The sequence below is a fragment of the uncultured Kordia sp. genome (assembly GCF_947496985.1).
Taxonomy (GTDB): Bacteria; Bacteroidota; Bacteroidia; order Flavobacteriales; family Flavobacteriaceae; genus Kordia.
On sequence record NZ_CANMEZ010000007.1, the window covers coordinates 232,672 to 253,120 of the forward strand.

Consider the following 20,449-nt stretch of genomic DNA (forward strand, 5'->3'; position numbering starts at 1 on the left):
ATTCCCTTCTACTCACAATTTTGCAAGCTTTTATAAATAAATTGTAAAACCTTCTTTTTGCTTTGAAGAGAATAAACTTAAATGTATTTTTGAAGTATGAGTACGCTACTATCAATTCAAAATTTGAGTATTTCTTTTAAAGAAAATGAAGTTATCCATGGAATTTCGTATGCACTTTCTGAGAATAAAATTTTAGGGATTGTTGGCGAATCTGGAAGTGGGAAATCAGTTTCTTCATTGGCTATATTAGGTTTATTACCAAAGAAAAACACCTCCATTACTGGGCAAATTATCTATGATAATCAGAATTTAATTTCTTTACAGAATAAAGAGTTTCTACGCATTCGCGGGAATGAAATTTCAATGATTTTTCAGGAACCTATGAGTTCTTTAAATCCTTCAATGACTTGTGGTAAGCAAGTTGAAGAAGTATTACTACAACACAAACAATCAACCAAGAAAAATGTAAAAGAAACTGTATTATCTTTATTTGAAAAGGTAAAACTTCCAAGAGTTGCTCAAATGTACAGCGCATATCCACATCAATTGAGTGGTGGGCAAAAGCAACGTGTCATGATTGCTATGGCAATTGCTTGTAAACCAAAGATATTGATTGCTGATGAACCCACAACTGCTTTAGATGTAACGGTTCAGAAAGAAATTATTTTATTGTTGAAAGAACTGCAGCAGGAAACTAACATGGGGATTATTTTTATTTCACATGATTTGTCGTTGGTGAGTGAAATTGCCGATGAAATTGTTGTAATGTATAAAGGTGATATTGTAGAAGCTGGAAAAACAGCAAATCTTTTTTCAAATCCAACTCATGAATACACTAAGGCTTTATTGAAGTCAAAACCATCATTAGCAGTTCGTTTGAAACGACTTCCAACCATTCAAGATGTATTGGCTGGTACTGTTTCGGATACGGTAGTAAGTGACACAGAACGTGCAAAACACCACGAGTCCATTTACGCGAAAGCGCCATTATTAAAGGTAAAGAATGTATCAAAATCATTTTTTAGCAACGCAGGTATCTTTGGAAAATCTACGGAAGTGAAAGCTGTAGACGACGTTAGTTTTTCATTGTATGAAGGTGAAACCCTTGGTTTGGTTGGCGAATCAGGTTGTGGAAAATCTACTTTAGGAAATACTATTTTACAGTTACACAAAGCTACCGAAGGACAGATTTTATATAAAGGACAAGATATTACGAAATTGCCTGCCGCTGCTATTAGAAGTTTACGAAAGGAGATACAAATTATTTTTCAAGATCCGTTTGCTTCTTTAAATCCAAGAATTCCTATTGGGAATGCTATTTTAGAACCAATGAAAGTGCATGACTTGTACGCAAATGATGCAGAACGAAAGGAAAAAGTACTCGAATTGCTAGAACGCGTTGGACTTGACGCTTCGTATTATAGTAGATATCCGCATGAATTTTCGGGTGGACAGCGCCAACGTATTGGAATTGCACGCACTATTGCATTGCAGCCTAAGTTGATTATTTGTGATGAATCGGTTTCTGCACTAGATATTTCGGTACAGGCACAAGTATTGAACTTGTTGAACGAACTGAAAGATAATTTTGGTTTTACCTATATTTTTATTTCACATGATTTAGCTGTCGTTAAATACATTTCAGATCAATTATTAGTGATGAATGCTGGGCAAATTGAAGAATTGGGCGAAGCTGACACTATTTATGCAAATCCTAAATCAAACTACACACAAACGTTAATTGACGCTATTCCTAAGGGGATTTAATTCCCATGTATTTCCTTTACTTAAAATAGTGTTTTTACCGTGTAAATCGGTTTTCTATGAGTGCACCTTTGTACCGAACAAAAAATAGAAAATCATGAAAAAACAATTAGTAAACAATTTGTCTTTGAACAAAAAAACGGTTTCAAGTTTAGCTACATTAAAAGAGTTAAAAGGTGGAGCTACTGCCACAACCACACCTATTAAACCTCAAAACCCTAATCCGATACCTGCTAGTTTTATTCCACGTTGTCATAGCAAATATGTAGTATGTCCTTTTTGGTAGATTACCAGAAGTGACCGTTTTAAATTTATTTTCAAAGAGCAGAAGAGTATTGTTATTTCTTCTGCTTTTTATATGCTTTTAAAAGTTATTACTACTTTCAATATCCTTTTAGAAACTTAAACAACTATTTCAGAAATTCTTGCAAACAACACGTATTCCCTTTTAGTAGGTTTAGTGAGAAAATTAATAATCATGAAAAAAAGGAAAATCAACAACTTATCACTAAACAAAAAAACAGTTTCTAAGTTAATATTAGAAGGAAACATTAATGGTGGCGGATATATATCTATGTTTTGCCCATCTGGAACTCCGGATTGCATTACAAAATCGCACATATTTGTTTGTTGTCCAGAACAACCAGCGCCTGAGCCAGCTCCAACACCTTATTCTGATCCTGCTATTTGTACTGGAGGATGGGGAGAGTGTCCAATTATTTAAACAATTAAATTGAAAAATTAATAAGGCTGCCTGAAATTTATTGTTTTTAGACAGCCTTATTTTTTATATTTCGGTTTGAATGAAGATTGTTTAATTACTATTTAGAAATTAAGAAAGCTTATTCAAAAGTTCAGTCTGACATTTTAGAAATATCTTATTTTTCGTACGTGATTTCTTTATAGTTTGAATTCTTAATCAAAATTATTCAACATGAAAAAAAAGAATTTAAAAAGTTTACGATTAAAAAAAAGTGTCATTTCTAATTTTAAAACTACGTATGGTGGCGCTCAAAATGCTCAAAACGCAGCAGCAGCATCTGACGGACCAACTACTTGTCAGGTTTGTGATGTAGAGCCATTAACAGCAGCTAAAGGTTGCGACTTTCCTACAATTGGCTGGGATGATGGTTGGTATTGCTTAAGTTGGACAAGTCCTGATGCATGGTGTGGCGGACGTTAGTATTTTTTTAAAATATATTAAAAGTGAGTTAAAGCTCACTTTTTCTTTTTTTCTACATTTGAAAAATATGTATCTTTAAGAGATATGACTTTAACTAGAGAACAAAAACGTGCATTCCGTTCATTATTATTTAAACACCAAGACGGAATTGCCATTACATCCATTATTGCTACCTTAGAACATCACGGCGTTTTTAATTTTTTAACGAACAACACTATTACTTCCGTTGCTAGTATTCTTAAAGAATTTCCTCAATTTCATGCAGGTTATGTTAATGTTGCGTTGCGTAGTTTGGCTTCACAAGGCATACTAATATATAAAGTTACACCGGAAGAAATACAGATACATACAAACGCAAAGTTTACTGCTTTTACAGCGCATGTTTCGCATTATTTACATTTTAACAGCTTGTTTGCATCTTATTATGAAATGCTGAAAAAGCCTTTTGCTTTTCCTATAGCTACTATTGAAAAGTTAACTGCATTTGCTTCTTATTTGTCTTCTGAGAAGAAGAATTTACACAACGACATATATTTCCAAGAAGAGATTGCTATGCATTTGGAAGGTGTTTTGTTAGCGCCTTTGTTAGTTTATTTAGGATATAATGCTGACTTAGAAAATATAGATTCATATACTTTTTTAGAAGATACATCTGTTCAAGAATTATTTCGTTTGTTAGATTTATATGATGGGAATTCATTGACAAAAAAAGGCACTTTTCTGTTTACTAAGAGTTATGCGTATGGTGTTACTGTTTCGTACACACCAATTATGCGGCATATGGAAACGTATTTGACAGGAGATTTTCTTCCGTTTTTTCAGCAAGATCGTTTAGGGAATGAACAACATGTATTTAGAGGTATCAATGTTTGGGGAAGTGGCGGAAGTCATGCAACCTATTTTAATAAGTTTGATGCCGTACTTGTGGATATTTTTAATAAACCACTAGCTGAGCAACCAAAAGGAATTATTGATGTCGGTTGTGGAAATGGTGCTTTGTTAGAACATATTTTTGATTTAATTTGGAATCAAACTCAACGCAGAGATGATCTGAGTAACAACAAATTAATTTTAGTAGGTGCAGATTACAATAAAGAAGCCTTATTGAGTACCAAACGAAATTTAGAAAAAGCCAACGTTTGGGCGGAAGTTGTTTGGGGCGATATTGGAAATCCTGCGGAGATTGATCAAAAACTACAATCGCTTTACAATGTAAAACTGGAAGAGTTATTAAATGTGCGTTCTTTTTTAGATCATAATCGTCCGTTTAATATCCCTACGGGGACATATACTGGTGACTTATTGTCTACAGGAGCGTTTTCACATCGTGGAAAATTATTACACAATAATGACGTTGCACAAAGCTTGATAGAACATTTCCAGAAATGGAAACCGTATATTAAAAACCACGGATTATTATTTATAGAGTTGCATACGGTTTCACCAACTACAGTTGCTGTAAATTTGGGTAAAACACCTTGTACAGCATATGATGTAACGCATGGTTTTTCTGATCAGTATATTGTGGAATTGGAAGTGTTTTTAGATGCAATTGCGAAAGCAGGAATTAAGATTGATCCGACACATTCGTATCGTTTTCCAAGCGATGAAATTTCTACCATTAGTATTAATTTGATACAATAAAAAAACAACTTATTTCAATATGAAATAAGTTGCTCTTTTGTTAATTATTTTTTTAATATTTAGTTGATCGTCTTTATAATTTTTTTGTCTGATCCGTTTTCAATACTAAAAATATACATTCCGCTATTTAGTTTTGAACGCGCTATTTGAATAGATTTTTCAAATTGTTCACTTAGTAATAAGCGTCCTGTGATGTCGTATACTTTTAAGATAGACGTATCTACTTTTTGATTTTTTACAGATAGTGTTAGTGCTTCTTCGCCAGACACTAGCATGGCATTGAACGGAGTTGTTACAATTTGTGCATTGAATCTTGTGGTGTTTGCAGCTCTTGAACTTGCTCCTCCTGGACAGTGAATTCTGTTTCTACGTAAGGTAGTAATCAGATTTACATCATCTCCATTATGATTGATCGAGGATTTTAGTTGCATTACACCTGCACTATTTTCTATACAACGATATACCGTATTGATAAATCCTACTAATAATTCATCAACACCGTCACCATCAAAATCTCCAGCGCTTAAACCGCTACATGGCTGATTTCCGCTGTAAAAATTTTGTTCAAAAGTCATATAACCCGTAGTTTCATCTTCTTCATATATGGAAATTTTTTTGTTGTTAAAAGCTATGACTAATTCATCTTCTCCATCTAAATTAAAATCTCCGGCTTCTAAATGGGTTGGTAAAATGAAACTATTTTGGTAAAAGTTTTCACTTGTATCAGTTACAAGATTATTTGTATTGCTATTTGCATTAATGCTATCATCTTTATATCTGGTTACAGTTCCATCACTGAATGCTACAATTAATTCATCTTTACTGTCTTCATTAAAGTTTCCAACTTCAATATGTAATGGATATACTGTTGCATCACTAAATATTATATCGCCTTGTATTATATTTCCTGTTGAATTTTGATGATATCTAGTAATTGTATTGAGTAAGCCACCACTATTTACTACGATGAGTTCATCCACACTATCACCATTAAAATCACCTACTTCCATATGTGTTACCGCTGCCCCTAAATAAAAAGTATCATTTTCAACAAGTTGCCCTACATTATTTTCTCCATATTTTTTCATTTTATTATCACTAAAAGTCACTATTAATTCATCAATACCGTTGCCATTAAAATCGCCTGCCACTAACTTTTCAGACTTTATAGTACCTCCATTAGTACTGTATATTAGTGTTGGAGTATCCATAAATCCAGCACTATTTTCTCTATATCTATATGTGTTTCCTCCATCAAAAGTGATGATTAGTTCATCACTTCCATTTCCGTTAAAATCGCCTGAAAGCATATCCACAGCTTCTTGGTTATGCGAATAAATAGCTTCATTAAAATCTAATGTAAGCGTAGTATTTTCTTTATGAGAAACTATGGTAGCTGTATTTGTATCATCAAATTTAAAAGCGGCAACTGCTTTATCTTTCGATCTGTTTTTTTGAATGTTATTTAAATTTTTTCTGTTTAGATATAATGAGAGATCATATAATTGCTCATATGGAAGATTTTTATACCCTGATCCACTTGGTCCTCCACCAACATTAATAATTTCTCGCGTTAGCCCAGCAATTAATGCATCTAAAATTTCTTGTTCTGCTGTAGGCAAACCATCTAAATAGTTTCTAGATAAAATAAGACTTCTTAAAAATCCAATCCCTACAGAACGTTTAGGAAAGAACACTATATAATCGTTGAGACCGTCTGACATATTTATTCTAGGATTACTACCATTTACAAATGTATCAACAAGACAATCTGTAAGGTCGGCCTCTCTATGGTATTTTGTAATTCTTCCAAGATTGGTGAGCCTCGTTTGTTGTTGTCCAGTTCCGGTAACAAGTGGATTAAATGGGTTTTCTATATGAGTAGTTTGCCCATCATAATCAATAACATGATTGATAGAAGCTACTAAATGTTTTCTAGTTTTATCTTTTAAATCCCCTTCTTCTAAGGTACTGTATAAATAAGCCAGTCCTTCTGTTATAATGGAATGATAATCTAATTCTGAATCGTGCCATTTTTGACATTCATTTAGATCAAGCAAAGTAACTCCATTAGCACTTAGGAAATAGTCTCCAATAACATATATAGCGCCATAATCTTTCCATGATCCGTCTGCTTGCTGTCCTTCATTCCAGTCTTTATCCCAATCAGGGTCTCCTCCTTCATATGGTCTTAACGGGCCTGTTTGGTCAAATAATTCTGTTGCTTTTTCCATTAAAAAATCCATGCTCCAAGCATCGTCATACAATTCATGTATACTTGTTGCCCCAATCTGCGTAAATCCAGTCATATTAAGATACTGATAATTAATTTGTTGATACGTATACAATGCGTGTTTTGCTTGATACACTCTATCTTCAAATTCATCACAACCTATTATTGGAACTGGTTCTCCTAAGCTATCATATAAATTTCTCACTTCAGCAAAAACTTTTAACGCTAAAGCCGTTGGCAATGGATTTGCACTAGGGTCATCCGGAAGTTCTTCTCCTTGGTATTCTGCCGGAAAACCTCCATGCGAAAATGAACAATTAGCAGCATCTTGTGAAGGAGAGTAGTCGGTACATTGTTCTCCTAAAAATAAATCAAAAAACTTAGCTATTTGATCTTTTTGGTCATTTGCCTCTAGCGTAGCTCCTTGATTACTGTAGTAATAATACAGTTGGATATGTGCTAATATTCTTTTTGAATAGTATACACTTACAACTCCTCGAAAATGATTTTCAAAAGCTTCTCCTTGATGTGCATCTGGAAGTGTTGCATCTACAATTGTTCCATTTAAATAGCTAAAAATCGTGTCAATTCTGATAAGAATATTTTCATCCGAAATTTCCTCATTTCCAGGGGATTCTTGATAATACGTTCCTAATGAAGTTGGAATGTCATGAATTTCTTGCGAAAAACAGACTGTGGTGATTAATAAAAAAATAAAGAAGATTTTTTTCATAATTTTTATGTTTTAAAATGTTAATGTTAATGTGTCTTTTGAATAAGTTGCATGGTATATTCCATAACGGTATCTACATCATTTGTATAGTCTTGGATGCTTTGTGTTACAACATAATCTGGCATCACACCTCTATCGTCAAAATTGGTATTTACCGCACTTATGTTTGTGAATCTACCAACTGAATAGAAAACATCAGTATTGGTAAGTTTGAAACGTTTTTGACCACCTGTACAGAAATGATTTCCTCCCATTTCTTCACCAATTATTGTACCTAATTTTAAGTCTTTTACAATGGATAACACATGACCTGATGTAGAAGCTGATTCCCCATCAATTAAAAAGTATAACTTCCCCTTGAAGTTAGATTCAAAAGGTTTAAATGATTTTTGAGCTATATCTGAGCCTTCAGCAACTTTTTTATATATAAACGCTTCTTTGGTAAGATGTCTCAACAAATGAATACCTGTATTGCTTGGACCGCCACCATTAGATCTCATATCAATAATTAAATGCTCAATTTTTTTTGAGTTTATTTCTTGAAAACTATTACCAATAAATTCTTTAAAGATGGAAAAACTACTTCCATAATATGCGCTATTTATAATGGTAAGTACTGCGGTATTATCGTTTACAAAATCTAAGCATAGCTCTTTACTTTCACATAGATTTGTTGGAAAATAACGAGGTTTTGGAGTATACCTAGTTAATTGTGCTAGCTTTATTGGCGTACCCTTTCCTTTAATTGTAATGGTATAGGATTTAGGAAAATGTAGTGCATACGGAATGTAAGCAGTAAAGTAACTATTCAAAAATATCTTTTTTGTAGTTTCAATTTTCCCTTGTGATGATATGTGACGAAATATATCTTCTTTTATCTCATGGATACTTTTACCATTTATTGTAAGTATTTCACTTCCTACTTGTACGTTATTGATTAAAGGATCTGAGACATAAAATTTGTTATTGATTAGTCTTGCTTCTAAGGGAAATCGTAACGCGCTAGGTAACATTTCTCTTTCTTGATTAAAATACCATAAACTGGAATGGCCACAATTAATATTTGCTACAATTTCACTACAACTCCAAATAAATTCACTGTAAGTAGTATTGTTTGTTATGGAAGCTTTTTTGTCTTTAACAATGCGCCAAAAATCTTCTTTTGACATAAACTTATATGGATGTGGATTTTCAGTGGTTACTGTATTTGCCAATTCATCTAAATCATCCAAGTATTGTTGTTTTGGATAGATTTTGTAGAATTTATTTTTGTTGCGATTTTCAAAGTCTATATTCGTTATATATCGTTCCGCATTTTCATTTTTGGGATTTAACTCTAAAGATTTTCTATAATTTTTTAATGCTAGTTCTATGTTTCCATTTAAAAAATACACTTCCCCTAGACTATCATAAGCGTTAAATGAATTTGGAAATTCGGCAACTAATAATTTAAATATTTTAATGGCGTCTTCTGTTCTGCCATCACTGAGTAATTGATACCCCAGATTGTTTAGTTCTTTTTCATCTGCAAAATTATACGCGTTGGGATTTTCATTCTTTAACTTATTATAAAAAACAATTGCAGTATCAATATCACTGTAAGAGTTTTTCACTAATGCTTCTTTTATGGATTTTTGAGTTTCTGTTTGGCAACTATTGAAAAAAAACAGCGACAATACAAAGAGAATTATATTGTTTATTTTCATGCTTCTTACATTTATTTAAAAACAATTTTACATCACTTTTAATAAAAAAAGTAATTACATAAGCGTTATTTTGTACTGATTTATAAAAAAGAACTTATAGTTGAGATTTATATTTAGCAGGCGTCATATTCGTAAACTTTTTAAAAGCTTTATAAAATGCTGATTTAGAATTAAATCCTGATTGATTCCCTATTGCTTCAAGAGTATATTTTAAATTTTCCTTAATCAATACCTTTGCTTCTTTAATTCTGTATTTATTTATAAAATCAGTGAAGTTCTCACCCACATTTTCGTTTAATAATCTCGAAAGTTCGTGTGTAGATATATTGAGATGGCTAGCTACGTTTGATAATTTTAAATTTGGATTTGTATATAATTTTTGAGTTGTCATTATTTTTTTTAATTCAACAACCAACTTCTCTGTTTCATTTGTGGTTTTTGAAATTGTAGTTTTTTTAGCTTTTGGAAATATGTTTAGAGCTATTTTTTTATTGAATAGGAAAAATAAAAAGAATGTGTAAAATAATATTGAAAATATGATGGAACCGCTAACAAAATAATCATATTGTATAAAGAAATAAGACAACCATAAAATTAAAATACCCAGCACTAATGTTGTTAACCATTTTATTAAAACAGGATTATTTTTAAAGTTTTTTACTTTTGGTTTTATCACAAAGCCACTTATAATAATAAATAAAAGCCACTGTAAATTTATGATAGGAAGAAGTGTTTTTTTGTTGAACTCCACATTGTCTGGAAAAGGAATAAAAATTACTAAATAAGTTACTATTAAGATCCAAAATAATAGATGAGCTTTCCAATATTTTAATAGGTTCGAAGTTGGTTTTACACAACTTAAAATGTATGTTAACAACAAAGGACCTATAAGTAAAAAATACGCTGGTCCATGTTGCAAAAACCATATAGGTTTTTCCCCTGCAAAAGCATAAAACAAAGATTTCAATACTCGCAAACTTAGTACAAGTAGGAATATTCCAAATATCCGATTACTTGAGTTTTTTCTTGATTTACTGAATAAAAAATATCCGCAAATAATTAGGCTATTAAATACGCCTATAGCTCCCAAAAAAAATACTATCTGAGGTAGAAATTTCATTAACTCAAATATAAAATTTTCTTTCTATTGGTACTGTTTAAATTATTATGAATTATAAATCAATAATGAATTAAGTACACCATAAATATTTAAATAAACTCAAGGTTTTAATTCGCACTTTTTGACTCTAAAATCTTAAAATTTTAACTTATTTATCTTTTTAAAAAGTAGGAATTACAACACTTGATTGTTTTATAGTTATCAATTTAAACTATATACCATGAAAAAAAGAAATTTAAAATCATTAAAGCTTAACAAGAAGTCTATTTCAAACTTTAATGTACAAAGAGGAGGCGCATTATCAGATTCTAAAACTGATGAATTATTATGTGTTCCTCCAATACAAACTTTTGATGCAGGATGTTCCAATCATATGTGCGATTCAAGATTAGGGGAATGCCCTACATATTATTGTCCTGCCAACACTACTATGTGTGTTCCTAACACTTCTTTTAAAATTCCTTTATAAAGATTAGAGCGAACTTCGGTTCGCTTTTTATTTTTCTTTCTTTTTAGAAACTTCTTCTGCTAGTAACAAAGCATTATAGGCATTTACTATTTTTCCTGATTTAGATAAGGAGCTGAATGGAACTAACTCTTTTTCTTTGTTTGTGGATGGTTTATTTACCATTACATCATATGAAATCCCCGACTCCATAATAATTTGTTTTACTTCGGAAGCAGTTAGATTAGGATAATACGAAAATAGCAAACTAGCAATACTACTTACTACCGCAGATGACTCAGAAGTCCCAGTGTCTGTAGTCATTCGCCATCTATTTAAACACGAAATTCGTGTCCCTGGCGCAAATATATCTACTTCTCTTTTTCCATAATTAGAAGCTCTTTGTACCAGCTTAGCATTTAATTGATAAGAACTGTTCCCAGCTTTTATAAAATTTTTCACAAATTCTACACCATCGCTTTTAGCATCATTTGGATAATTTTCAATCTTATCTAAATCATACGCGTCATTTCCTGCTGAAGTTACAATTAAAACATTATGTTTTTCGGCATACTTTATTGCATCATATACCCATTCAGGATGTAATGAAAAATCCTTTCCAATACTCATATTAATAACGTTAGCGCCATTATCAACCGCATAACGGATTGCTAAGGCAATATCTTTGTCATGCTCACTTCCTGCTACAGAAATACTTAAGGGCATTATTTTCACCTTATCATTAATCCCTTCTACTAAGGTATCATTTCTTGTCGCTGCAATAATTGATGACATTTTTGTAGCATGACTAAATTTCTGTACACCTTCAACATCGTTATTACCATATGGAAAATCATTCAAATCATCCATATCATCATTTGTAAGGTAACGTTCATCAAAGTCAAAATTTAAATTATACGAAACGATTTCTTTAAACAACTTTAGTCGATTGCTTATGGAAACTAGCGTATTCTTATATTTTTTATAATGTATTAGTCGTTCTAATTTTTCAATTTCATCTTTATTTTTTAGCGTTTGCTTAAGAGAATCTAAGGAGCTAAGATTATAGGGTTCTTCAATATTAGGAAGGTATTTTTCAAGCACTTCTACTCCTAAAACAAAGCGATTTTTAGCAATAGTGTAATTCTCAACATCTGTCTGAACTTTTTTTAGTCTTTTATTATATGCAATGTACACTTTTTGATAAAGAGCAAATTCTCTCTTTTTATGCTCAGGAACATCTTTTACGGAAACTATATTTCTGAATTGTGAATCATACTTCTTAATAATTCTAACATGCTCTATTTGACTATAAGGAATTTTATCTCCTTTTTTACTGCCTACATAATTCCAACCATGAATATCATCTATATAACCATTATCATCATCATCAATATTATTATTAGGAATTTCATCTTTGTTAATCCAAACTTGATCCTTTAAATCTGCATGATCAATATCTAATTCTGTATCAATAAGTGCGACGATAATAGTATCGCCTTTTTTATCTTTTAGGAAATCATATGCTTTGTCTAAACTTATCCCCGGAATAGAATCTGTATAAATGTTCTTAAAGTGCCAATCTTTCTTCTCTTCGTCAGTAAGTGCTTGTTTTTTAGAAAAAGTTGAAGTAATTGTTTGTGATTGCTTAATAGTTGGTTGTATAGAAGAGCAAGCAATTAGGAAGCTACACATTAAAAATAGAATGAATGGTTGTAATGATTTCAAGAAAACGTATGTTTATTCAGTAGTAAATATAAGAATACACTTTTAATATTCCTGTAATTCAAATGTACCTTTGAAATCTTTATTTTGGGTATAGAATTTAATCCCAAATAGTTTCCAATACAATAATCCGTTGGCTTCATACGAAAAAGTACCATCCGTGTTTTCATCAATGTCAACATATTTATATTCCCATTCAAAACCACTTATAAATCCACTTAAAGAACTGCTACTATAACTTGGAATTAATGCTCCTTTGGAATTTTGTTTTAATCTAATGTCTAAATGAAATATAAGTGATAAACTATCATCCATTCGTAAATCAACCGAACGCGTATTTTTTGTCTCTATATCATTACCATACAACGCATATGTATTGTTATACTCATTATCCTTAGCGTTGATAATACCCAATACACCTAATACCAATACAATAATGATAGGATTGCCATATCTGTTACTAAACAGCTTTTTTCCTTTTGAAAATAATGTTAGGACTAGAGCAAAAAATAGAATGATAAACGCGGTGTTGATTAATGACCAAATGATGTGCGTGAGTTATTCCTTTTTATTACCAAAAGCAGCTTCTCTATCTAACTTAAAATCTGGATGCCCTGTTTGCCAAAAAGCAAAAGCGAAATTTGAAGCCCATTCTTGATAAACTTTACCAACTGTTGTGCCACTACCGTGACCCGCGTTATAATCTACATTAAACAAAATTGGGGTGTTTGACTTATTAAGTTCTTGTAGCCTTGCTGCGAATTTCCCTGATTCCCACGGTGCAACTCTAGGGTCATTCATTCCTGCATTTAATAAAGTTGCAGGATATTTGGTATCTTCTTTTAAATGATAATATGAATCCATAGCAATTATTCCTTTGTATTCAATTGAATCATTTATAGACCCAAATTCTTTATAATTACTACTTCCGCCAATACTACTATCTCTAATTGGATTTAATGATCCTGCATCTATAATAATTGTTTTAAATAAGTCAGGTCTTTCTATAGCGGCTCTACCTACCATAATTCCACCTGCACTTCCACTCCAAGCTGCAATATGTTCTTTAGATGAATACTTATTTTCAATTAAGTATTCAGTACAAGAAATAAAATCTTTCCAAGTGTTAGGTTTATTTAATTTTTTTCCATCTAAATGCCATTTTTCTCCTTTTTCTCCACCACCTCTTACATGAGCAGCACATAAAATTCCACCTTTCTTTACCCATGTTAAAAATATTGTTGAGAAAACTGGGTTTGAGTCATCACCATAAGCACCATAACCATAAATAAACAATGGGTTTTCCCCATTTAATTCAGTATCTTTATGATGTATTATTGATAAAGGAATTAATGCTCCGTCATGACCAAGTACTTCTATTTCTTTTACTACCAAATTATCTAATTCAGGATATTCAACTAAAGGAGAAAAGGGGGTAAGAATAAACTCTTTTGTTTCGGGATTATAGAAATATCTTTCACTTTTATTAATCCATCCATTGATAGTTACAAATAAGTCTTTTTTGTTGTGTGACCTTAAAGCAATACCTCCTGAAACTTTAGGAAGCTTAATCTCTTCTTCTTTAGAGTTATATTTATAAAATTTTGCTTGCACTCCATTTTTAATAGTAGAGTAAAAAAGTCCTTCAGGCAATACCTTAAACTCATCTATAATTTCATTTTGTTTTTCTTCTACCAACTTATTAGTGGAATTAAAGTTTAGTTTATTAAAATTAGTTTGACCAATAAAATAGTTAGAAGCTTCCCTGCCTGATTTAAAAGTTATTATATCATCATCAATACTATATTGAGTCCTGTAAACTTTATCATCAATAGTAAAAAATGGTTTCCATTTTATATTTTCTTTCCCTAAATTCTCAATTTCAGTATAGTATGCATCAAAATAATTGGTCACATTAAGCATAAATGCAATTGCATATTTTTGTTTTGAATTTTTAATGTCAATTATTGGATAACTAGTAGTATCTAAGTTTAATTCAGGGTTATTCTGAGGACTAAAAACAGGGTTTATTTTTTTTGGATCTTGTCCTATCTTATATAAAACAGCTTGAGTATTTGATTTAGATCGCTTGTTATTTTTATCAATATTAGGAAAGTGTAAATAAGTAAAGCTTGTATTATCAGGAAGCCAATCAACCCCGTAAAATGAAGCAGCCCAAGATTTATCAATTATTTGCTCTAGAGGTTTTTTAGTTTCCATATCAATGATTATCATTTCAGCTATTTCTCTTCCTTTGTATGTTAAAGCAACTACAACATATTTACCGTTCCAACTTGGACGAATATAATTAATGACATAATTATTATTTGTTTCTGGTTTAAAACTCTCTGGATCATAAATAAATTCTTCAACCCCATTGTAGCCTTTCTTATAATATAATTTATACTTCTTTTCATTAGGCATCTTTTTCAAAAAGAAATATTGTTCACCATCAACAATTGCTGTTCTACGAATTCTGTATGTTTTTCTTTTACTAAACTCTTGCATAATTTCAGCCAAGCTATCAACACCGCTAATATTAGATAAAATATTATGAGCATAATCTCCTTGTGCTTTATACCAATTTTGAACTATTGTGTCTTTTGAACTTTCTAAATTCCTATATTGATCTTCGATAGTTATATCAAAATAAGTATCGGTAGCTATTTCTTTTTCAATTTTTGGAGGGGAAGGAAAGTTTTGTTCCTTTTGAAAACTACATGAAACTATATTTAAAAATAAAATAAATATTATAATTTTTTTCATAATTGGATAAGAATTATTGGCAATAATCATTGTCTAGCTTTAAAAAAACGAAAAGCATTTTAATAATGCTTTTCGCTATAATTTTTTACTCTCCGTCTGACACTTCATCATCTGGATTATCACCATTTGAAGGAATTTTAACTTTCTTTTTATCAGCCTGTCCATCATCACCACCAGTTATTGCGTTTAATAAACTAGTATCCTGAATAGATTTTTCTGCGAATCTTTTTAAAAATGTTTTTTTCATTATTCTTTATTTTTTAATTTTTAATACCCCAAATCTATAGAAAAACCTCTTGATAAACCTCTTGAAAAATCCTTTATAACCCATAATTTACAAATTATGGGTGTGTTTTTCCTGTTTTTCCAGTTGTTTTATAAAGTACGAAGGTTGTATTCCTGTGATTTTCGAAAAAGCTTTAGAAAAATAATCTACATTATTAAAACCTATTTCATAGGCTATTGCTTTTATTGAATATTTACGAAAAGTAGAATTAGTTTGTAATTGATCTATGGCATAATTAACTCTCAATTCCTTTAAATATACACTAAAGTTCTTACCTCTATATGCATTTATAACTTTAGATAAATAGGTCGTGTTTGTGTCAATATTTTTAGCTAAACTAGCAACGGTTATGTCCGAATTAAGGAACAAATTATTTTTTTCGAACTCATCAAGCTTAAGCAAAATTTGATCTACTATTTCTTGACTAATTCCTATTTTATTTTTAATTACTTTGGAAGGTCTTTTTTTAGTTGGCTTGATTTTTTGATTTTTTGATTTCTCAATTACCTCGTTAAATTTTCTTTTATACTTTCTCTGTAGTAGATAATAATATATTAGTACAATTATAATAATGATTATAAAAATTAAGGAAAAGATTAACCCTCTGTAAGAACGAATATTTTGTACATGCAATGATTTTATTTGTTCTTTAAGTTTCTTTTTTTCTTCTTGTAATATACGGGTATCATATTTTCTTATGATTTTTGAGTTCAAATAACTATTTTCAATATCCAATATACTATCTACAGAAATAAGCTTTTCGAGATAATGAAGTTGCTGTGTAGTGTTTTTATTTTTCTTGTGATATTTTACAAAAGCTTCATATATATATTGCAGCTCAGGAAATAGATCTTTATTAGTTTGATAAACACTGTCAGCTCTATTAAACTCAGCAAACATTTTTTCTTTTTTTCCTAAATATTTATAACATTTACCCTTATAATAGTAATTAATTCCCAAACTGTAACCTTCTAGGTAAGGAGTTGTAGTATTTAGAATATTTAATGCCTCTGTATATTTTTTGCTGAAATATTTACTATAACCAGAAGCAGAAATAAAATCATGATATATGATTGAATCATTTAATACAAGACTCTCAATAACTCCTTTTTCAATATAGACATTAGCAGAATCAAGTATTTTCATATCTAAATAACTATCAGAAACATTATAAATAGCTTGTAAATAATTTTTTTTATGCTCAGTTTTATAATTAGGTAATGACTCTATATAATGTAAGTCTTCTTTAAAGATATTTAAAGCTTCGCTATAGTTTCCCAGCCTACTTTTCAATGATCCAATTGCTTGCCTTATATATAATTGTTGTCTTATATTCTTTTTCTTGATAGCAAGAGGTAAAGCTATAATATAATTATCAAGAGAATTGTTATATTCCCCTTTTTGATACAAATAGTAGGCTTTCAATATATAACCTTCCGCAGGATAGCTTCTATGCTTACTATTCCTGGCAACTTTAATTATAGAATCTCCATATTGAACAGCCTTACTTGAAGAAACCATAAAAGTATACAACTTATACCCTCTAGCAATATGTAAAGTATCATTAGTTTCTTTTGCTTTATTTAAATAATACTTCGCAAATACATCTTTTAAATTTGTGGAATTATGAAACTTTTCAGATAGTTCTTTGAAACTATAACTTCCCAAAGAATCTGATACTATTTCTTGTGCTCTTGCATGAAGAATACAAATAAGTATAAAAATTAAAAGACAATATTTTTTAGGAGATGTCCTTATCACGAGTGCATAAAAAAATTTATTAAAAATAACATTTTCTTTTTGAGGTTTATATAGGAAATAAAAAAATTACTACAAATTTACAAATACCTACTATCAATTTATAAATAATGGTTTATATCTCTTGTATTTATATACAATTCAGATATACATTTACAACATCAAAAAAATCTGACAGCTAAAATAACAGTTTTAATTTTAACAAGCGAAATCTCAAAAAATAAAAACTACTTCTTACGATAACTCAGATTTATGAAGTAAAGTATAATTCCTTAAAACAAAAACAGTATGGCATTAGAAAATTTAATCAGTATTGAGTTTACTCCCGAAGAACTCACAGCTCTCGATGCACATTTAGATGGCATCCAACAAGTACTCGCAGGAAAAACAGTAAATATTACCCCTGAACAACGAAGACAATACGGAAGCATTGGCAACCAAAACAAACTCATTGTAGACAAAGCAAAAAACTATATGGAACAATACCCAAATTGGATTCCTCGTTTTTTAGACAAAGTAGAGTTTGATAAAGACTACAACGCTCGTCAACAAATGGAGCAACGCACACAACGACTACAAAACCTTTCTCAGCAACTCATAGACACCAAAACACTGTTAGACCATGATAATTACACCAACTCCTTAAGTTTTTATCGAATGATGCGCTATCTAGCAGGTGAAAACGAAGCAGGTGCTAAAACGGTATTTGAAGACATGAAGGTACTCTTTAGTAAAAGTGCTAGAACAGCCGATAACGATACCACAGAAAACATAACAGAATGATACATGAAGAACAATATAAAAAACTAAAAAAAGTATTGGGTTATCACTATACAGATAGGGTCCTAAAAATTTTAAAAGAAAATAAAGTAACCAATAGAAAAGGGAAACCTTATGGCACATCAATGATTCGTAATGTGTTTAATGGGCTGAATGAAAACAAGAAAATAGAAAATGCCATTTTGGAACTCTTTGCCCAAACCATAGAGAAAGGCGAGAGGCATTGAAGAATGAGTTGTTGGAATTGTAGTGCTCCGACTCCGCTCAGTAGAACTATAGAAAAGAATCAAGAATATAGAGCCAAGAGTATAGATAAAAGAGGTTTTCTAACCAATGCTTGAAGTTCATTCATCATTAGTTGGGGTTATATAATGAATAATTGGGGTTTGGTAATGGTGCAATGTAGGTTCTGTAATGGTTCGACGGGGTTCCAAACCTAAAAAAAGGGGTTCCTTTAGGGGGTAAACCCCTTACAGAACCTACTAAAAAGGGTACTGAAGCACTTGTAATGGGTAAATAACCACATCAAAACAGTTCCTAGAGGGGTAACAACTAGTAATGAACCGCTTCAAACCTATGTAAAACCGAAAAAAGACTGTAAATAACCTAAAAAAAGAGAATATAGAACGTCATTCTGATTCTGATTCAGAATCACACAAAACATAAAACGCACAAACTCCGTTCTGAAATGAAATCATTTTCAACTCAAAACGAGCTAAAATAAAAAAACTCCCACCAATGGTGAGAGTTCTAAGTAAACAAATAAACATTTGCCTACGATCTGCACATCAAAGATAGGTATTTTTTATGAACTCATCTTGATTTTTAATTTTTAACCGAAAATTAGAAGCAACTTGTTCAGACAAGACACTTTTTTAAAGTCATAACAGCGATACGGCTAAAAAAAGTTGAGAAGAGTTCAAGATACACATCGCGGCAAATGTTTTTTATAAGGATACTATTCCTTTGGTAGTAGTGAAGTATTAGTATTGAGTGGTGAAACTTAAAAACGATCTCAATACTCATATCTAAATACTAACTACTATGAAACAAACAGTCGTGGATGCCGAAAAACGAATGAGTAGGCGTATTTAAAAAACCAATTATCAATGAAACAACTTAGAAAACCGTATGTATCAATCTGTTTAGCAGTTTTAATGTTATTCGTCTCATGTCAACCTCAACAAATAGCTGATGTAGATATTAATGAACAAACTCAACTAACCACTGTAGGAAAGAATTTTGAACAGTCTGTAACTTTAGAAAATTTTGTTGCAAACCATATAAATATTATTGATAATTATTTAACTAATCCAAATGAGTATACTGAAACATCGATATCGTTAGTGACAGAATTAGATCAGTATGTAAACTATGATTCTTTAGTAACCGAACTATCAAATAATAATATTAACAATTCTGAAGAATTTGCGAATATGTATTTTTTGGTTCAAAACAACATTAATAACCTATTAAATAATTATAATTTTGGAAAGATAACTCCTGAAGAAATAGAAAACATTATATTAAATGAAATAGACAAACAATTAAAGCAAACAGATCAAGCAGAACATAATACCTGTGGATATATCTACAACAGAGCCGTAGCAAGATGTGAAAGAAGGCTTTACGCTTCGTTAGCAGCAGTTGCCGTTTCTACTTTCTGGACTTTTGGAGTAGGAACTGTAATTGGAGTTGTAGCGGCAGGAGTTATAGGTCTTGATTGCTTAAACGATGCTAATAATGATTTTAGAGAATGTCTTGCTAATAGTCATTAATGATTTAACCAAATTAAAAAATAAAATGAAATCAACCTATATCATAATATCACTTATAATCGTCACATTACTTCTACAGTTTATACAAACATATTATCCTAACGATTTGTTTTTCTATGGTCAGTGTGGAATACTTGGAATAATGTTGGTAATGCTTGTTTTTAAAAAGAAAAAGGATAAACAAAACTAAGCCATGAAAACAACCATAGATTCATTCAGTTTTGTATTAGTGCTTTGGCAATTTGTATCCATAGCTATATTAATAACAGTTATTGTTTTTGGAATAAAACTCGTTTTAAAACTATTTAAATTGATGGACTCACAAACACAATTGAATAGCGAAAAATTGCAAAAGCTGCAAAATGAAGATATATAGCAACCAAGACACCGCTATGCAACGGCGTTAGTTCAACCAACAATTTTGAGTACACCTAAAAAGGTTTCTCAAAACTGAGTTTCACTAATTTTTTCATAATTACCCAAAAGCCATGCTTATAAAATAGCATAGCCTGCTATACGCATGGCTTT

At 30.9% G+C, this 20,449-nt stretch carries 18 protein-coding genes; 10 read left to right on the forward strand and 8 right to left on the reverse strand.

Annotated elements, in window-relative coordinates:
- Positions 1 to 96: 96 nt before the first annotated feature.
- From Q0828_RS17850 to Q0828_RS17870, 5 genes are all read left to right on the forward strand, one after another.
- Positions 97 to 1,767 (forward strand): ABC transporter ATP-binding protein, encoded by a 1,671-nt coding sequence (locus Q0828_RS17850; RefSeq protein ID WP_298424288.1) that lies wholly within the window; start codon positions 97 to 99, stop codon positions 1,765 to 1,767.
- Between the two features lie 94 nt (positions 1,768 to 1,861).
- Complete coding sequence (locus Q0828_RS17855; RefSeq protein ID WP_298424291.1) at positions 1,862 to 2,050, forward strand: hypothetical protein; 189 nt, start codon at positions 1,862 to 1,864, stop codon at positions 2,048 to 2,050.
- A gap of 192 nt (positions 2,051 to 2,242) precedes the next feature.
- Positions 2,243 to 2,488, forward strand: a complete 246-nt coding sequence (locus tag Q0828_RS17860) for a hypothetical protein (protein WP_298424294.1) — start codon at positions 2,243 to 2,245, stop codon at positions 2,486 to 2,488.
- Between the two features lie 210 nt (positions 2,489 to 2,698).
- Positions 2,699 to 2,947 (forward strand): hypothetical protein, encoded by a 249-nt coding sequence (locus tag Q0828_RS17865; RefSeq protein WP_298424297.1) that lies wholly within the window; start codon positions 2,699 to 2,701, stop codon positions 2,945 to 2,947.
- A gap of 84 nt (positions 2,948 to 3,031) precedes the next feature.
- Positions 3,032 to 4,591: a class I SAM-dependent methyltransferase gene (locus Q0828_RS17870; protein ID WP_298424300.1), complete on the forward strand. Its 1,560-nt coding sequence runs from the start codon at positions 3,032 to 3,034 to the stop codon at positions 4,589 to 4,591.
- Between the two features lie 59 nt (positions 4,592 to 4,650).
- On the opposite strand, the gene Q0828_RS17875 is transcribed toward Q0828_RS17870, so the two are convergent.
- The 3 genes from Q0828_RS17875 to Q0828_RS17885 all read right to left on the reverse strand — a co-directional run bounded on the left by Q0828_RS17875 (position 4,651) and on the right by Q0828_RS17885 (position 10,383).
- Complete coding sequence (locus Q0828_RS17875) at positions 4,651 to 7,557, reverse strand: T9SS type A sorting domain-containing protein (protein WP_298424303.1); 2,907 nt, start codon at positions 7,555 to 7,557, stop codon at positions 4,651 to 4,653.
- Positions 7,558 to 7,583: 26 nt separating this feature from the next.
- Positions 7,584 to 9,263, reverse strand: a complete 1,680-nt coding sequence (locus Q0828_RS17880) for a S41 family peptidase (RefSeq protein ID WP_298424306.1) — start codon at positions 9,261 to 9,263, stop codon at positions 7,584 to 7,586.
- 94 nt (positions 9,264 to 9,357) lie between these two features.
- Entirely contained in the window at positions 9,358 to 10,383 is a 1,026-nt protein-coding gene (locus Q0828_RS17885) for a helix-turn-helix domain-containing protein (protein ID WP_298424309.1), read from the reverse strand.
- A 220-nt stretch (positions 10,384 to 10,603) separates the two neighbouring features.
- Here Q0828_RS17885 and Q0828_RS17890 point away from each other — a divergent pair, with 220 nt between their 5' ends.
- The gene (locus Q0828_RS17890; protein WP_298424312.1) at positions 10,604 to 10,852 is read left to right on the forward strand and encodes a hypothetical protein; all 249 of its coding nucleotides are present in this window, start codon (positions 10,604 to 10,606) and stop codon (positions 10,850 to 10,852) included.
- Positions 10,853 to 10,879: 27 nt separating this feature from the next.
- On the opposite strand, the gene Q0828_RS17895 is transcribed toward Q0828_RS17890, so the two are convergent.
- The 5 genes from Q0828_RS17895 to Q0828_RS17915 form a co-directional block, all read right to left on the reverse strand.
- A complete protein-coding gene (locus Q0828_RS17895; protein ID WP_298424315.1) occupies positions 10,880 to 12,556 on the reverse strand; it encodes a S8 family serine peptidase in 1,677 nt (558 codons plus the stop codon).
- A 42-nt stretch (positions 12,557 to 12,598) separates the two neighbouring features.
- Complete coding sequence (locus Q0828_RS17900; RefSeq protein WP_298424318.1) at positions 12,599 to 12,982, reverse strand: hypothetical protein; 384 nt, start codon at positions 12,980 to 12,982, stop codon at positions 12,599 to 12,601.
- 129 nt (positions 12,983 to 13,111) lie between these two features.
- Entirely contained in the window at positions 13,112 to 15,319 is a 2,208-nt protein-coding gene (locus Q0828_RS17905) for a prolyl oligopeptidase family serine peptidase (RefSeq protein WP_298424321.1), read from the reverse strand.
- Positions 15,320 to 15,404: 85 nt separating this feature from the next.
- On the reverse strand, positions 15,405 to 15,566 hold the full coding sequence (locus Q0828_RS17910) for a hypothetical protein (protein WP_298424324.1): 162 nt from the start codon (positions 15,564 to 15,566) through the stop codon (positions 15,405 to 15,407).
- A gap of 87 nt (positions 15,567 to 15,653) precedes the next feature.
- Positions 15,654 to 17,366 carry an AraC family transcriptional regulator gene (locus tag Q0828_RS17915; protein WP_298424327.1) on the reverse strand — a complete coding sequence of 571 codons (1,713 nt, stop codon included), beginning with the start codon at positions 17,364 to 17,366 and terminating at the stop codon, positions 15,654 to 15,656.
- A 285-nt stretch (positions 17,367 to 17,651) separates the two neighbouring features.
- Here Q0828_RS17915 and Q0828_RS17920 point away from each other — a divergent pair, with 285 nt between their 5' ends.
- From Q0828_RS17920 to Q0828_RS17935, 4 genes are all read left to right on the forward strand, one after another.
- Positions 17,652 to 18,146: a hypothetical protein gene (locus Q0828_RS17920; RefSeq protein WP_298424330.1), complete on the forward strand. Its 495-nt coding sequence runs from the start codon at positions 17,652 to 17,654 to the stop codon at positions 18,144 to 18,146.
- Positions 18,143 to 18,370, forward strand: coding sequence for a hypothetical protein (locus tag Q0828_RS17925; RefSeq protein WP_298424333.1), 228 nt, complete (start codon positions 18,143 to 18,145; stop codon positions 18,368 to 18,370). The genes Q0828_RS17920 and Q0828_RS17925 overlap by 4 nt, the downstream gene beginning before the upstream one ends.
- An 882-nt stretch (positions 18,371 to 19,252) precedes the next feature.
- Positions 19,253 to 19,921, forward strand: coding sequence for a hypothetical protein (locus Q0828_RS17930; RefSeq protein WP_298424336.1), 669 nt, complete (start codon positions 19,253 to 19,255; stop codon positions 19,919 to 19,921).
- Positions 19,922 to 20,114: 193 nt separating this feature from the next.
- Positions 20,115 to 20,297: a hypothetical protein gene (locus Q0828_RS17935; protein ID WP_298424339.1), complete on the forward strand. Its 183-nt coding sequence runs from the start codon at positions 20,115 to 20,117 to the stop codon at positions 20,295 to 20,297.
- The last annotated feature ends 152 nt before the right edge of the window (positions 20,298 to 20,449 follow it).